Here is a 13,586-nt window from a genome sequence, read left to right as displayed (position 1 = left end):
GACAGGGGGTCGATGTCGTTCCCCGCAGCACACGCAACGAAAGGTTCATCATGAAGATCGTCGTGATCGGCGGCACCGGGCTCATCGGCTCGAAGACCGTCGCGAAGCTCACCGCGCAGGGACACGAAGCGGTGGCCGCATCCCCCAACTCGGGCGTGAACACGCTGACGGGCGAGGGTCTGGCTGATGCGCTCGCCGGGGCTGACGTCGTCGTCGACGTCTCGAACTCCCCGTCGTTCGCCGACGATGCGGTGATGGACTTCTTCACGACGTCGACCCGCAACGTCCTGGCCGCCGAGAAGGATGCCGGGGTGAAGCACCACGTCGCGCTGTCTGTGGTGGGCACGCAGCGGCTGAGCGACAGCGGATACTTCCGCGCGAAGGTGGCGCAGGAGAAGCTGATCGAGGAGTCGGATGTTCCGTACTCGATCGTTCACGCCACGCAGTTCTTCGAGTTCGTCAAGTCGATCGCGGACTCTGCCACGGACGGATCGACCGTTCGACTCGCCCCGGTCAAAATCCAGCCGATGGCTGCGGAAGACGTGGCGACCGCCGTCGCCGAGGCCACGGTCGGCGAGCCGCTCAACGGCGTCGGCGAGGTCGCGGGACCGGAGCAGTTCACGCTGGACGGGCTCATCCGTCAGGGCCTCGCGGCCCGCAACGACCCGCGCGAGGTGGTCGCGGATCCCGATGCCACGTACTTCGGCGCGCACCTGAGCGACGCCGAACTCGTTCCCGGAGACGGCGCGACGCTGTTCGACACCCGCTTCGAGGACTGGCTGCGCACCTCCGCCCGCTGAGCCCGCGACACCGAAAGACACCACGAGGGAGTACTGATGAACCACCGCGACAGTGACCGCCCCGAGAAGCGGATTGCCGCATCCGTTCTCGTCATCGGCTCGGGAGGGTCGGGGCTGCGTGCGGCGATCGAGGTCGCCGAGCGAGGCGGTGACGTCGTGGTGGTGGGCAAACGCGCCAAGTCCGACGCGCACACGTCGCTTGCCGCGGGCGGTATCAACGCAGCCCTGGCGACGATGGATCCCGGCGACACCTGGATGCAGCACGCCGCCGACACCCTCAAAGAGAGTTACCTGCTCGCCAACCCGCACACCGTGGAGATCGTCACCCGGGGAGCGGAGCGCGGCATCGAAGACCTCGTCGATTACGGGATGCCCTTCGCTCGTGAGGAAGACGGCCGCATCTCCCAGCGCTTCTTCGGCGCGCACACGTATCGGCGTACGGCGTTCGCGGGGGACTACACGGGGCTCGAGATCCAGCGCACGCTCGTGAATCGTGCCGCTCAGCTCGACATCCCGATCCTCGACACGGTGTACATCACGCGCCTGCTCGTCGTCGACAACGTCGTGTTCGGGGCGTACGGCTTCGATCTTGAGGACGGCACGCGGTACGTGATCCACGCCGACGCGGTGATCCTGGCGGCAGGCGGCCACAACCGTATCTGGCGCCGCACATCCTCACGCCGGGATGAGAACACCGGCGATTCGTGGCGGCTCGCAGTGGAAGCCGGCGGACGCATCCGGGACCCCGAGCTGGTGCAGTTCCACCCGTCGGGGCTTATCGAACCCGAGAACGCCGCCGGCACGCTGGTCTCGGAGGCCGCGCGCGGCGAAGGCGGGATTCTGCGCAACGCGCTGGGCGAGCGCTTCATGGAGCGCTACGACCCGGAGCGCATGGAACTGTCAACCCGCGATCGCGTGGCGCTCGCTGCATACACGGAGATCAAGGAGGGCCGCGGAACACCCAATGGCGGCGTCTGGCTCGACGTGTCGCATCTTCCGCGCCAGACGATCATGGAGCGCCTGCCGCGCGTGTACCAGACCATGCTCGAGCTGCAGATGCTCGACATCACCAAGGACCCGATCGAGATCGCCCCGACGGCGCACTACTCGATGGGCGGCGTCTGGGTGCGTCCCGAGGATCACCAGACCGACGTCGAGGGTCTGTACGCGATCGGCGAGGCGTCGAGCGGGCTGCACGGTGCGAACAGGCTGGGCGGCAACTCGCTGATCGAGCTGCTCGTCTACGGTCGCATCGTTGGCGAGACCGCCGCGGCTTACTCTGCCCATCTCTCTAACCAGCAGAGGTCTGAGGAGGCGCTGGCCCAGGCGCGCTCGGATGTCGACGACCTCCTGGCCAGCGACGGCCCCGAGAATGTGCGGGCTCTGCAGCGAGCCGTGCGCGACACGATGACAGAACACGCAGGAGTCGTGCGCGACGAAGCCGGCCTTCGCGAGGGTCTCGCCGAGATCGCCGCGATCGAGGAGCGCATGCGCGACCTGGGCGTGCATCCCGACATCGCAGGGTTTCAGGATCTCGCCCACGCGTTCGACCTCAAGTCGGCAGTTCTCGCCGCTCGGGCCACGATCGAGGCCGCACTGGAACGCCGCGAGACGCGCGGAGCGCACAACCGCTCCGACTTCCCGCACCTCGACGGGTCGTTGCAGGTCAACCTCGTCTGGTCGGGGCCAGGACGGGTCAGCCGAGAAGCGATCCCGCCGATCCCCGAGGAGATCGCGGCACTCATGCGCGACGTGTCGACCGTGGGCAAGCTCGTCGAGTAGAGCCCTTCACTGTTGCTGGCGCAAGTGCACGAGGGGAGTACACCGGGGCGTCCCACCACGGCGAGGAGCCCGAGGTGTCGAGCACCGAGAAGCGGCACGGGAACTACCCCAAGGCGCAGCACTGACGCTGAGTCGGTCCTAGCGAGCCGTCGGTCCTAGCGGGCCGAATCCGCCGGGGCCAACGCTGAGCTGAGCGCCTTCTCGCCGGGACAACCCGCAAGGATCCCGGCGATCGCGTCGTGCTCCGCGCGGGTGACCCAGAGACCGTAGGCCGCCTTCACCGACACTTGGTGCGCGACGTAGGTGCAGCGGAAGTCTTTGCGCGGCGGAAGCCAGGTCGCCGCATCCCCAGCGCTCTTCGCGGTGTTCGTCGGCCCGTCTACTGCGTAGAGGTTGAGCGGATCGTTGGCGAGCGCGATGCGTTGCTCCTGCGTCAACTGCTGCGCGCCGGTCTCCCAGGCGTTCAGGAGCGGCACGACGTGGTCGATCTGAACCGCGGGCGATGTCGCGTTGCCGCGAACGAAGTCGATCGTCTTGCCGGTGTACGGGTCGTTCAGGATGCCGGAGGTGACCTTGCACGAACCGGACTTGGCCAGGGATGCGAAGTCTCGGGCGAGGATGTCGTTGCGGGTGTCGCACCCGTTCCGGTCCACGTCGAGCCAGGCGGTGCCGAAGTCGCCCGTTCGGTCGTACCCGGTCTTAGGCGCTCGTCCCTTGACGGGCAACGTCTCGAGAAGGGCGAGCGCGGTGCCCTGCGCCGCCGGGTTGTCGGTGGGTAGAGTCGCGCCCGTCGGTGTCTCGGCCGGGGCGGGTGTCGCGCCGGTGATGACCGCTGTTACACCGGGCGCGGACGATGACAATGACGCCGACAACGACGGCGCGGCGAAGGCGACGCCGACGATCGCCAGGAGAACCAGCGCGCCGATGATCCCGCCAGAGAGCGGGGTCGAGCGGCGGCGCCGGGTGGTCTTGCGCATGGATCTCCTGGGACGGGTCGGGTGACACGTCCACATTTCCGGATGCCGGGCTAAGAGCCCCGCTCCGACACGGCGATATCCGCTTCGAGTTCTAACCGTGACTCAAGGCTGGTCGCCGCTGAACCCATCTACCCTTCAGGGGGCAGCTCCACCGTCACCGTGTGCAGCGTTCCTGTGAAAGCGAACGACGGCGTGTACGTGAAGTCGACCGGGGCGCCGCGGTCGAGTCCGACGTCGAGTCCGTCGAAGGATGAGAACCCTACTGGCACGGTCTTCTCGATCCTCCCCTGGGCCACGAGTTCGCCGTCCTGAAGCATTCGGATGGTTCCGCCCTTCGCCAAACCCTCGCCGTCGTAGTCGAATTCGAGGCGGAGTGAATGATGCCCCGGGCTGAGCGCGGCGTCTGCCACGATGCGGGTGCGGTCGGTGAAGAAGTTGTACGAATACACCTGTTTGCCGTCCTGGAGGTACCAGGCGAGACCGGCGGTGTAACCACCGATCGTGAAGATCATCCCCTCGGCACCGCCCTCTGGGATGTCGACGTCAGCGAGAAGCGTGAACGAGGTGTTGGTGAGCTGCGGAGCTGCGCCCTCCATGATGCCGCCGGCACCGGCGCGGTACGTGATCGTCCGTTTGCCCTTGGACGGGTTGGGGATCGTGCCGAAATCGATCCGCGCCTCGAGCGGTCTGGTGTCGACGGGAAGCACGTGGTTTCTGGCTGCTTCAGCCCACCAGAGTTCCTGCAGCTGACGCAGCTTCTCGGGATGCTCTTCGGCGAGATCGTCGGCTTCGCTGAAGTCACGATCGATGTCGTAGAGCTCCCACGGGACGGTATCGATGTCCACGGTTTGTCCGGACGGCGCCCAGGGTACCGAGGCGATCGCCGCCGCGACCCATCCATCGTGGTAAATGGCGCGGTTGCCGTAAATCTCGAAATATTGCGTGCGTCGCTTATCGTCCGGCTCGGCGCCGTCGAACGTGTACCCGATGCTCACTCCTTCGATCGGGTCCTGCGGGATGCCGTTCAGGGTCGCCGGTGGCGTGATTCCCGCAGCTTCGTAGATCGTGGGGGCGATGTCGACAACATGGTGGAACTGGGTTCGCAGCGCGCCCACGTCCTTGATCCGGTCGGGCCAGGACACCACCATCGGGTTGCGGGTGCCACCGAAATGCGAGGCGACCTGTTTTGTCCATTGGAACGGAGTATTCATCGCCCACGCCCAAGCGACCGGGAAATGGCTGTGGAGAGTTCGGCTACCGATCTCATCGATGTGCTCCAGCGAGGTCTCGAGAGGCAGGTCGAACCCGTTGTAGAAGGTGAGTTCATCGACGGTTCCGTTCAAGCCGCCTTCAGGACTCGCGCCATTGTCGCCCACAATGTAGAAGACCAAAGTGTTGTCCCAGTCGGGGCGTTCGCGGAGTGCATCGAGGAAGCGCCCGACTTCGTGGTCGGTGTGTGCCGTGAACCCGGCGAACGCCTCCATCAGCCGGGCGGCTAACCGCTTCTGGTCGTCTGGCAGGGAATCCCAGGCGGGGAGTTCGTCGGGGCGTGGCGTCAGCTTTGCATCGTTCGGGATCACGCCGAGCTTCTTCTGTCGCTCGAACGTCTGCTCCCGGTACACATCCCAGCCATCGTCGAATTGGCCGGCGAAACGATCGACCCATTCCTTGGGAGCCTGATGAGGCGCGTGTGTTGCGCTCGTCGCCAAGTAGAGGAAGTACGGCCCTGACGGCACAGCCTGAACGCTGTCGACCCAGTCGACCGCGCGATCCACCAGGTCGCTCGTGAGGTGGTAGTCGGGGTCGGGCGAGCGAGGCACCAGGGTGTGGTTCTCATAGAGCATCGGGTCGAATTGGCTCGTCTGACCACCGAGGAAGCCATAGAAGTAGTCGAATCCCCAGCCGCTGGGCCAGTTGTCGAACGGGCCCCTCGGGCTGATCTCCCACGTCGGCGTGTTGTGGTTCTTGCCCACCCAGGCCGTCGCGTACCCGTTCTGGCGCAGCACCTCTCCGAGCATTCCGGTGCGACGCGGGATCACCGCGGTGTATCCGTCGTACCCGGTCGCTGATTCGGCGATACCGCCGAACGCTGCGACGTGATGGTTTCGCCCGGTCAACAGGGCGGCGCGGGTCGGTGAGCAGATCGCTGTCGTGTGGAAACGGTTGTAGCTCAACCCCTGTGCGGCCAACCGGTCGAGCGCGGGCGTCTCCACCTGACCGCCGAACGTTCCGAACTGGCCGAAGCCGACGTCGTCCAGAAGGATGATCACCACATTGGGTGCGCCCTCCGGCGCCCCCGGTCGGTGCGGGAGCGATGCCGGATCCGACTCGGCGACGGTTCGTCCCACCGCCCCCTCGAACACGTAGTCCGGACGAGGAAGCGAACCTTGCATGGGGGTGGGATCGGACTGTCGGGCCAAGAGAACCTCCGATGTTCGCCTCGGGCGCGGTCTCACAGGTCTCAAGATGCCCGATGCCGTGAAGCCTAATGCGGCGTTCTGAGACCAGCTAGCCCCAAGAATAAGAACCCCGCTCCGACACGGCGATATCCGCTTCGAGTTCGCCTGCCTCCAGTGCCTCGCCGCGAGGGGTCAGGCGAGCAGCTCCCGAACCCGGGGCACGACCTCGCCTCCGAAGAGACGGATGTTCGTCAGCAGCGCCTCGTCGGAGAGCCCGCCCATCGCGTACTTCAGGTCGAAGCGGTTGGCCCCGACCGTCGTCATGTTCGCCGCGATCTTGGTTGCGACCGTCTCGGGTGAGCCGACGTAGAGCGCGCCATCCCTGACCTCGCGAAGGAACGAAGCCTTGGTCGGAATGGCGAATCCTCTGGTCTCGCTCACGTTCGTGATGACCTCGAGATAGCGCGGCCAGAACTCGTCCAGTGCCTGCTCGTCGGTCGCGGCGACGTGCCCCGGCGAGTGGAGCCCGATCGGCTTTGGGGTGTGCCCGAACTGCGACAGGGCCTCACGGAACAGCCCCGCATAGGGCGCGAACCGGGTGGCGGGTCCGCCGATCACGGCGAGCATGAGCGAGAAGCCGTAGCGGGCGGCGCGGATGACAGACTCAGGGCTGCCCCCGACGCCGATCCAGGTCGGCAGCGCAGTCTCGAGGTGCGGCACCACATCCTGATCGTGCAGGGATGCGCGGGTGCGGCCCTCCCAGGTGACCGGTCCGCCCTCGAGCAGCTCTGCGAACAGGTTCGTCTTCTCCTCGAAGAGGTCCTGGTAGTCGGCGAGGTCGAAGCCGAACAGCGGGAACGAGTCGATGCTCGACCCGCGCCCGAGGATGACCTCGGCGCGACCGTTCGAGATCGCGTTGAGCGTCGAGTAGCGCTGGAACACGCGCACAGGGTCGTCCGAGCTCAGCACGGTGACTGCCGAGCCGAGACGGATGCGTTCCGTGCGCGCCGCGATCGCCGAGAGCACCACATCCGACGCCGAAAGGGGCATGTCGTTGGTGTGGTGTTCGCCGATGTTGAACGAGTCGATGCCGGCCTTCTCCGCGGCGACCCCGTGGTCGACGAGGTTGCGGATGGTCTGGGCGTGCGAGATCGGGTGTCCGTCGGCGTCGGAGGTGACGTCGCCGAAGGTGTCGAGTCCGAAGGTCAGCGGAAAGGCGACCTCGGTCGAAGCGGGCGTGGGCGTAGTGGTGCTCATGAGTGTGTCTCTTCTGTCTTGCTGGGGGTGGGTTGAATGAGAGGTTTCAGGATGCGCGGAGCGTCAAGCGACCGCGTCGACGGCCACCGCGCGCTCGAACTCGGGCGCGGTGAGCCGCGCACCGAAGACGGGACCGCCCGGTTCGAAGGCCGCGCCGTCGCTCAGGCTGTCGAGCACGATCGGGTCGTAGCCGATCGAGTCGACCAGCTCGCCGACGATCGCCGCCGCTTGCGGGTCGTCGGACACGACGCCGAGTGCGCGCCGGTCGGGGGCGCCGGCCGGGCGGCGTTCCTCTTCCATCTCGTGGTAGCCGATGTGGTTGAAGGTCTTGACCACCGTCGCGTTCGCGAGGGTGTTCTGCACGACCTCGCTGCTGCTGAGCGGCGTCTCCTCGAAGAGCGATTGGACGCCGTCCGTCGGTGCCCAGTAGTTCATCGTGTCGATCACGAGCTTGCCGTCGAGCATCCCGTGGTCGAAGGTGGAGAACCGGTGCAGGGGGATCGCCAGCACGACGATGTCTGCGTCAGAGACCGCATCCCTCGCCCAGGCTGCCTTGGCCCCGGGCATCAGCACCGAGGCGATGAGCTCGATCTTCTTCGGGTCTCCGGATGCCGCGACCGCGACCTCGTAGCCCGCGTCGAGCATGGTGCGGGCGAGAGCGGTGCCGACGTGCCCGACCCCGAGAATCGCGACGCGCGGGCGCCCGACCTCGACGCCGGTCATGAGTCGGCTCCGGATGCGGTGAGCGTGCCCAGGTGCGCACGGATCGTTCCGAGCACCTCACCGAGGCTCTCGACCTGGTCGCCGTCCAATGCCTCGGCGAAGTAGTGCTTGACCGCACGCAGGTGGGGTCCGGATGCGCGACGCAGGGCGCTAACGCCCTCGTCGGTCATCACGATCAGGGATCCGCGGTTGTCGCCAGGGCACTCCTCGCGCCGCAGCAGTCCGCGCTGCTCCATGCGCCCGAGGTGGTGGGACAGCCGGCTGCGCTCCCAGTCGATCGCGTCTGCGAGCTCGGAGGAGCGGAGCTTGCGATCGGACGCATCCGTCAGTGCCACGAGTACGGCGTAGTCGCCGGGCGACACGTCAGCCTCCTGCAATTGCACGGAGAGGAGCCTCCGCAGCTCGGTCGTGGTGTCCAGGAGGGCGCGCCAGACCGTGAGCTCGCGCGCCGTCAGCCGCTCGGGGGTTGTCGTCCCGAACTGGTGGGCGTTGACCATGGTGACCTCACATCATTGACATGTCAATAAAGTAATTGACACATCAATGAACCGTGAGGGTATGCAATTTGTTCCCGAGCGCGATTCCGCTTCGGCGTAGCATGGCGCCACCGGGAGCGAGGAGGCAGTCGGATGGTCGCTGACAGTGGAGCGAGCGCACCAAGATCGACTGGTCCGTTCGGCGACTTGAGACAGATCGACGCCGGACTTTTGAGCGTCACCTACGCCGATGTCGGGCCGTCCGACGGGCAGGCCGTACTGCTCCTGCATGGCTGGCCGTACGACATCCACAGCTTCGCCGAGGTGGCCCCGACGCTGGCCGCGAGTGGTTATCGGGCGATCATCCCGTATCTGCGCGGGTTCGGGCCGACGCGCTTCCTGTCCGACGACAGCATCCGGAACGGACAGCAGTCGGCGCTCGCCGTCGATGCGGTCGCCCTGCTCGACGCTCTCGGCATCGACCGGGCGATCGTCGCCGGGTTCGACTGGGGCGCGCGTACGGCCGACATTCTCGCGGCGCTCTGGTCCGAGCGCTGCCGGGCTCTCGTCTCGGTGAGCGGCTACCTGATCGGCAATCAGGCCGTCGGGGCTCAACCATTGCCGCCGGCCGCGGAACTCCAGTGGTGGTACCAGTACTACTTCGCCACTGAGCGTGGGCGGGCTGGCTACGACAAGTATCGGCACGACTTCGCGAAGCTCATCTGGCACACGGCCTCACCAGGTTGGAACTTCGACGACGTCACCTTCGAGCGCAGCGCGGGCGCGTTCGAGAACCCGGATCACGTCGCCATCGTGATCCACAACTATCGCTGGCGGCTGGGGCTGGCCGACGGCGAGAGCGAGTACGACGAGCTGGAGCGCCGACTCGCGGAAGGCCCGACGATCGGGGTGCCCACGATCACGCTCGAAGGCGACGCGAACGGGGCCGCGCATCCCGAGCCGGGTGCTTATGCGGGCAAGTTCACCGGGCCGTACGAGCATCGAACACTCGAGGGCGGCATCGGGCACAACATCCCGCAAGAGGCTCCGGATGCGTTCGCCGCCGCGATCCTCGACGTCGCCTCCCGCTGACGCCTGCGTTCTCTCGCCTTTTCTCAATCGCTACCGCTGATCGGTCGCCATGACGAGGTAGCGATCGTCGTCGACGAGACCGCCCCACAGCGCATCCGACCCGCTCAGGTCGATCACCTCGACCTCACTGAACCGCGCGCGGAGGAGCGCCTCGGAGGCTTCGCGCGTCAGCCCGACCCCGGTGGACCAGCGGCCTTCGATGAGGGTGATCCGACCATCCAGTCGCAAAAGCCTCTTCCACCGGTCGAGCACAGGTCCCGGGTCGTCGAAGACCCACAGAATGTGTCGCGCGAGCACCACGTCGTACGACCCTTCGACCAGTTCAGGATGCGCGGCGTCGCCTTCGCGGAACTCGACCGTCACGTTCGCCGCCGCTGCTTTCGCCCTGGCGTACCTCAGCATCTCCGGAGACGAGTCGAGCCCCGTCACGTGGTGGCCGGCCTCGGCGAGCAGCACGGACAGGCTCCCGGTGCCGCAGCCGAGATCGGCGATGGCGGCCGGCGCCGGGGGAAGCAGCGGGAGCAGCAACTCGCGCCACGCCACCCGCACATCCGGGTCGAGCAGTCCGTGGTCGGCCGCCTCGTCGAAGCTCTCGGCGTACCTGTCCCACTCGTTCGCGCTCATGCTCCGATTGTGCACCCGGGCAGGATGCGGACGGCCGGTGGACGGCATCCTGACCGCTCGGTAGGCTGACCGCCGTGGCAGTCACGGGAATCGGCGGACTCTTCTTTCGCAGCGGCGATCCGGATGCGCGCGCGGCCTGGTACCGCGACCACCTCGGGATCGACGCCGGCCAGGTCTCGATCTGGCAGCAGGATGCGGGGATGACCGTCTTCGCGCCGTTCCCCGCCGACAGCGACTACTTCGCGGCGGACCAGTCGTTCATGCTCAACCTCCGCGTCAGCGAGCTCGAAGAACTGATCGCGAAGCTGGAGTCCGAGGGTGTCGCCGTGGAACGTCGCCCGGAGTGGGAGGCGACCGAGTACGGCAGTTTCGCGCGCATCCACGACCCCGAAGGGCTGCCGATCGAGCTGTGGGAGCCGCCGGCGGAATAGCGGCTGGCTAAGGCTCGGCTACCGAACGGCTGCTGCCTGACCGCGAAGGATCGACGTCATCTTCTTGCCCCGGGCCACCTCGTCGACGAGCTTGTCCATGTAGCGGATCTTCTGCATCAACGGGTCGTCGATCTCTTCGACCCGGATGCCGCAGATGAGGCCGGTGATGAGGGTCGCATCCGGATTCATGGCGGGCGCCTGGGCAAAGAACGTCTCCAGATCGATCCCGCTGGCGATAGCCTCCTGCAGGCCCGCCTCGTCGTACCCGGTCAGCCAGGTGATGACCTGGTCGACCTCTTCGCTGGTGTGACCCTTGCGCTCGACCTTGGTCACGTAAAGCGGATAGATGCGCGCAAAACTGAAGCCGAACAGCTTGTCCTGGGCCATGTCCCCACCTCCTGGAGTCTCTGACAAGATACCTCGCGTGCATTCCGGGCGAAAGAGAGCCGTGCGCGCCGCTCAGTAGCATGGAGACGTGACGACCATCGAGTCTGGGAGCGGTAAGCGCCTGACGGCGCGCGGTGCCAAGACGCGCTCGAAGATCGTCACCGAGGCCGCCGACCTGATGTACGTGCGGGGCGTCGCAGCGACCACGCTCGACGAGGTGGTCGCGGCCAGCGGGGTGAGCAAGTCGCAGCTCTACCACCACTTCGACGGCAAGGATGCGCTCGTACGGGCCGTCATCGATCTCATGGGTCAACGCGTCATCGAGCGTGAGCGGGATGCGCTCGGCACCGCCTCGACGCTGGCCGACTTGCGGCGGTGGCGGGATGCGCTGGTGCAGAACAACGCGCTGCAAGACGGCGCGTATGGCTGCGCCCTCGGCTCTTTTGCCTCCGAGGTCGCCGATCACGACGCCGTCGCTCGTGCGGCACTGTCCCAGCTCTTCAGCGAATGGCAGGGGCTCCTTATGGGTGTGCTGCGCCGGCTGCAAGAGCAGGGTGCGTTAGCTGCCGACGCATCCGTCGACCAGCTCGCGACCGGCCTCATGGGTGCGCTCCAGGGCGGCTACATGCTGGCCCAGACCGCGCGCGATGTCACGCCGATGGCGACCTCGATCGATATGGCACTGGCCCACATCGAGAGTCTCTCCGCGCGATAGAAGCCGACCGTTGATCGGTTGCCGCCGTCAGGTCGCTGCACTATTCTGGACGAAATCGTCCAATTGTGGTGCACCGAGTCATCGCGCGGGCAAGAGACGCAAGGAGATGCCGGATGAAGGCGATCGTCGTCACCGATCAGGCCGCGGGAACCGCGGGAATGACGCTGGAAGAGCGGCCCGAACCGTCGCCCGCGATCAACGACGTGATCGTGGAGGTTCACGCATCCGGATTCGTTCCCACCGAGGTGGACTGGCCGTCGACGTGGAAGGATCGTGCCGGGCAGAACCGGGCGCCGTCCATCCTGGGGCACGAGCTTGCTGGTGTCGTGACAGCGCTCGGTTACGGCACCACCGGATTGACCGTCGGGCAACGGGTGTTCGGGATCTCTGATTGGCACCGGAACGGCACGCTCGCTGAGTATGTGGCGGTCGAGTCGCGTAACCTCGCGCCGCTACCCGGAGACGTCGACTTCACGGTGGGTGCGAGCCTGCCGATCTCGGGTCTGACCGCGTGGCAGGGGCTCTTCGATCACGGCAGGCTCAAGTCAGGACAGACCGTGCTGGCGCACGGCGCCGCCGGCGCTGTCGGGACGATGGTCACTCAACTCGCACGCGAAGCAGGTGCCCATGTCATCGGCACGGGCCGGGCGGCCGATCGTGAGAAGGCGCTCGACTTCGGCGCACACGAGTTCGTCGACCTGGACAACGACGATCTTGAAGACGTCGGCCTGGTCGACCTCGTGTTCGATGTGATCGGGGGCGAGATTCAGGAGCGGTCCGCGCGCCTGATCCGTGCGGGCGGAACCTTGGTGACGGTCACCGGATTGGCCGGCGTCCGTCCCGAGGAGGGGCTGTCGGTCGATTTCGTCGTCGAGTCCATCCCCGCCCAGCTGGTCGAGATCGCGCAGCGGGTTCGGGATGGTCGGCTGCGCACGAACATCGGCGAGGTCGCGACGCTCGATCGGGCCGTAGCTGCGCTCAACCCCACGGAACGACGCAAAGGCAAGACGGTCATCCGGATGCGTCCGTAGATCACCGTTCTCAACGACAGACGACCGACGATAGGGAACCACATGACCGACGCAACCGAGCCGACCCGCTACGCCTTCGAGTATCCGGATGAAGCGGGTTACCCAGACGGGACAGGCACGCTGACCCAGGACCAGATCGTCCTCATCGACGAGGTCGTCGACGACCCGCACGACCCCGAGTTCGACTTCGCTGTCGTCAGAAACGACGAGAGCGGCATCTACGACGCCATCGTCGGAGACCGAGAAGTGGCCGGGCTCACATTCAACGTCGCGGGCGATGACCGTCTCGTGCTGCTGGGCACCTCGGTGTTTCCCGAGTTCCGCAAGCGGGGCATCGCTACCGAGCTCATCCGTCGCGTGCTCGACGACGTTCGTGCTCAAGGTAAGACGGTCACCATCCTGTGCCCGATCGTGCGCACGTTCATCGACAACAACCCCGAGTACGCCGACCTCATCGACTCTGAGCATCCGGGAGTCGCCACGGCCGGCCGCACCCGCTCATCCTGACCGGCGGCCACCACCGGCGAGAGAGGCAGAACACCATGGCAAAACCGAAGAAGCCGCAGACGTTCCCCGTGATGGCCGGTTCGGAACCCGCGCCCCGCGAGGATCAGATCGCCGGCATCGTGGAACGCGTCTGGGCGGATTCGCGGCTCTACCGCACCGACGTCGAACCCATGCTGCGCGAGTGGCTGACCACTGAAGGGTGCGTCGTCACCGATGTCGAATTCGACCTGCTCCTGACCAAAGCGCACGGCGAGTTCGCCCGAACGGCGACGACATCGCAGGAAGACGACGAGCCGCACTGCCCAGCACACACCCTGGTCTCCTGCCTCTACTGGGACGTCCAGAACCTCGAACGTCCCAGCACGGCCGGATAGTCGAGCGGGCC

At 66.4% G+C, this 13,586-nt stretch carries 15 protein-coding genes; 8 read left to right on the top strand and 7 right to left on the bottom strand.

Annotated elements, in window-relative coordinates; genetic code table 11:
• The first annotated feature begins 50 nt into the window (after positions 1–50).
• Both ACQ86A_RS00460 and ACQ86A_RS00455 read left to right on the top strand, forming a co-directional pair.
• A complete protein-coding gene (locus tag ACQ86A_RS00460) occupies positions 51–800 on the top strand; it encodes an SDR family oxidoreductase (RefSeq protein ID WP_431278688.1) in 750 nt (249 codons plus the stop codon).
• A gap of 36 nt (positions 801–836) precedes the next feature.
• Positions 837–2,582: an FAD-binding protein gene (locus ACQ86A_RS00455; protein WP_431278687.1), complete on the top strand. Its 1,746-nt coding sequence runs from the start codon at positions 837–839 to the stop codon at positions 2,580–2,582.
• Between the two features lie 155 nt (positions 2,583–2,737).
• On the opposite strand, the gene ACQ86A_RS00450 is transcribed toward ACQ86A_RS00455, so the two are convergent.
• The 5 genes from ACQ86A_RS00450 to ACQ86A_RS00430 all read right to left on the bottom strand — a co-directional run bounded on the left by ACQ86A_RS00450 (position 2,738) and on the right by ACQ86A_RS00430 (position 8,435).
• A complete protein-coding gene (locus ACQ86A_RS00450; protein ID WP_431278686.1) occupies positions 2,738–3,559 on the bottom strand; it encodes an HNH endonuclease family protein in 822 nt (273 codons plus the stop codon).
• Positions 3,560–3,687: 128 nt separating this feature from the next.
• Entirely contained in the window at positions 3,688–5,952 is a 2,265-nt protein-coding gene (locus ACQ86A_RS00445; protein ID WP_431278685.1) for an arylsulfatase, read from the bottom strand.
• A gap of 198 nt (positions 5,953–6,150) precedes the next feature.
• Positions 6,151–7,215 carry an LLM class flavin-dependent oxidoreductase gene (locus ACQ86A_RS00440; protein WP_431278684.1) on the bottom strand — a complete coding sequence of 355 codons (1,065 nt, stop codon included), beginning with the start codon at positions 7,213–7,215 and terminating at the stop codon, positions 6,151–6,153.
• Positions 7,216–7,278: 63 nt separating this feature from the next.
• On the bottom strand, positions 7,279–7,938 hold the full coding sequence (locus tag ACQ86A_RS00435; protein ID WP_431278683.1) for an NADPH-dependent F420 reductase: 660 nt from the start codon (positions 7,936–7,938) through the stop codon (positions 7,279–7,281).
• Positions 7,935–8,435: a MarR family winged helix-turn-helix transcriptional regulator gene (locus ACQ86A_RS00430; protein ID WP_431278682.1), complete on the bottom strand. Its 501-nt coding sequence runs from the start codon at positions 8,433–8,435 to the stop codon at positions 7,935–7,937. The genes ACQ86A_RS00435 and ACQ86A_RS00430 overlap by 4 nt, the downstream gene beginning before the upstream one ends.
• A gap of 186 nt (positions 8,436–8,621) precedes the next feature.
• Here ACQ86A_RS00430 and ACQ86A_RS00425 point away from each other — a divergent pair, with 186 nt between their 5' ends.
• Positions 8,622–9,506 (top strand): alpha/beta fold hydrolase, encoded by an 885-nt coding sequence (locus ACQ86A_RS00425; RefSeq protein WP_431278681.1) that lies wholly within the window; start codon positions 8,622–8,624, stop codon positions 9,504–9,506.
• Between the two features lie 30 nt (positions 9,507–9,536).
• Here ACQ86A_RS00425 and ACQ86A_RS00420 read toward each other — a convergent pair whose 3' ends face one another.
• The gene (locus ACQ86A_RS00420) at positions 9,537–10,130 is read right to left on the bottom strand and encodes a class I SAM-dependent methyltransferase (RefSeq protein ID WP_431278680.1); all 594 of its coding nucleotides are present in this window, start codon (positions 10,128–10,130) and stop codon (positions 9,537–9,539) included.
• A gap of 74 nt (positions 10,131–10,204) precedes the next feature.
• Between ACQ86A_RS00420 and ACQ86A_RS00415 the strand changes: the two genes are divergently transcribed.
• Positions 10,205–10,561, top strand: a complete 357-nt coding sequence (locus tag ACQ86A_RS00415) for a VOC family protein (protein ID WP_431278679.1) — start codon at positions 10,205–10,207, stop codon at positions 10,559–10,561.
• Between the two features lie 18 nt (positions 10,562–10,579).
• Here ACQ86A_RS00415 and ACQ86A_RS00410 read toward each other — a convergent pair whose 3' ends face one another.
• Positions 10,580–10,948, bottom strand: coding sequence for a DUF2200 domain-containing protein (locus ACQ86A_RS00410; RefSeq protein WP_431278678.1), 369 nt, complete (start codon positions 10,946–10,948; stop codon positions 10,580–10,582).
• Positions 10,949–11,036: 88 nt separating this feature from the next.
• Between ACQ86A_RS00410 and ACQ86A_RS00405 the strand changes: the two genes are divergently transcribed.
• The 4 genes from ACQ86A_RS00405 to ACQ86A_RS00390 all read left to right on the top strand — a co-directional run bounded on the left by ACQ86A_RS00405 (position 11,037) and on the right by ACQ86A_RS00390 (position 13,575).
• Positions 11,037–11,663, top strand: a complete 627-nt coding sequence (locus ACQ86A_RS00405) for a TetR/AcrR family transcriptional regulator (protein ID WP_431278677.1) — start codon at positions 11,037–11,039, stop codon at positions 11,661–11,663.
• Positions 11,664–11,776: 113 nt separating this feature from the next.
• Positions 11,777–12,694 carry an NADP-dependent oxidoreductase gene (locus ACQ86A_RS00400; protein WP_431278676.1) on the top strand — a complete coding sequence of 306 codons (918 nt, stop codon included), beginning with the start codon at positions 11,777–11,779 and terminating at the stop codon, positions 12,692–12,694.
• Positions 12,695–12,736: 42 nt separating this feature from the next.
• On the top strand, positions 12,737–13,201 hold the full coding sequence (locus ACQ86A_RS00395) for a GNAT family N-acetyltransferase (protein WP_431278675.1): 465 nt from the start codon (positions 12,737–12,739) through the stop codon (positions 13,199–13,201).
• A 35-nt stretch (positions 13,202–13,236) separates the two neighbouring features.
• On the top strand, positions 13,237–13,575 hold the full coding sequence (locus tag ACQ86A_RS00390) for a hypothetical protein (protein ID WP_431278674.1): 339 nt from the start codon (positions 13,237–13,239) through the stop codon (positions 13,573–13,575).
• Positions 13,576–13,586 lie beyond the last annotated feature (11 nt).

The organism is Leifsonia poae (genome assembly GCF_050632195.1).
Taxonomy (GTDB): domain Bacteria; phylum Actinomycetota; class Actinomycetes; order Actinomycetales; family Microbacteriaceae; genus Leifsonia; species Leifsonia poae_C.
Note: the sequence above shows the minus strand (reverse complement) of the source record. Positions and strands in the feature narration are given on the sequence as shown.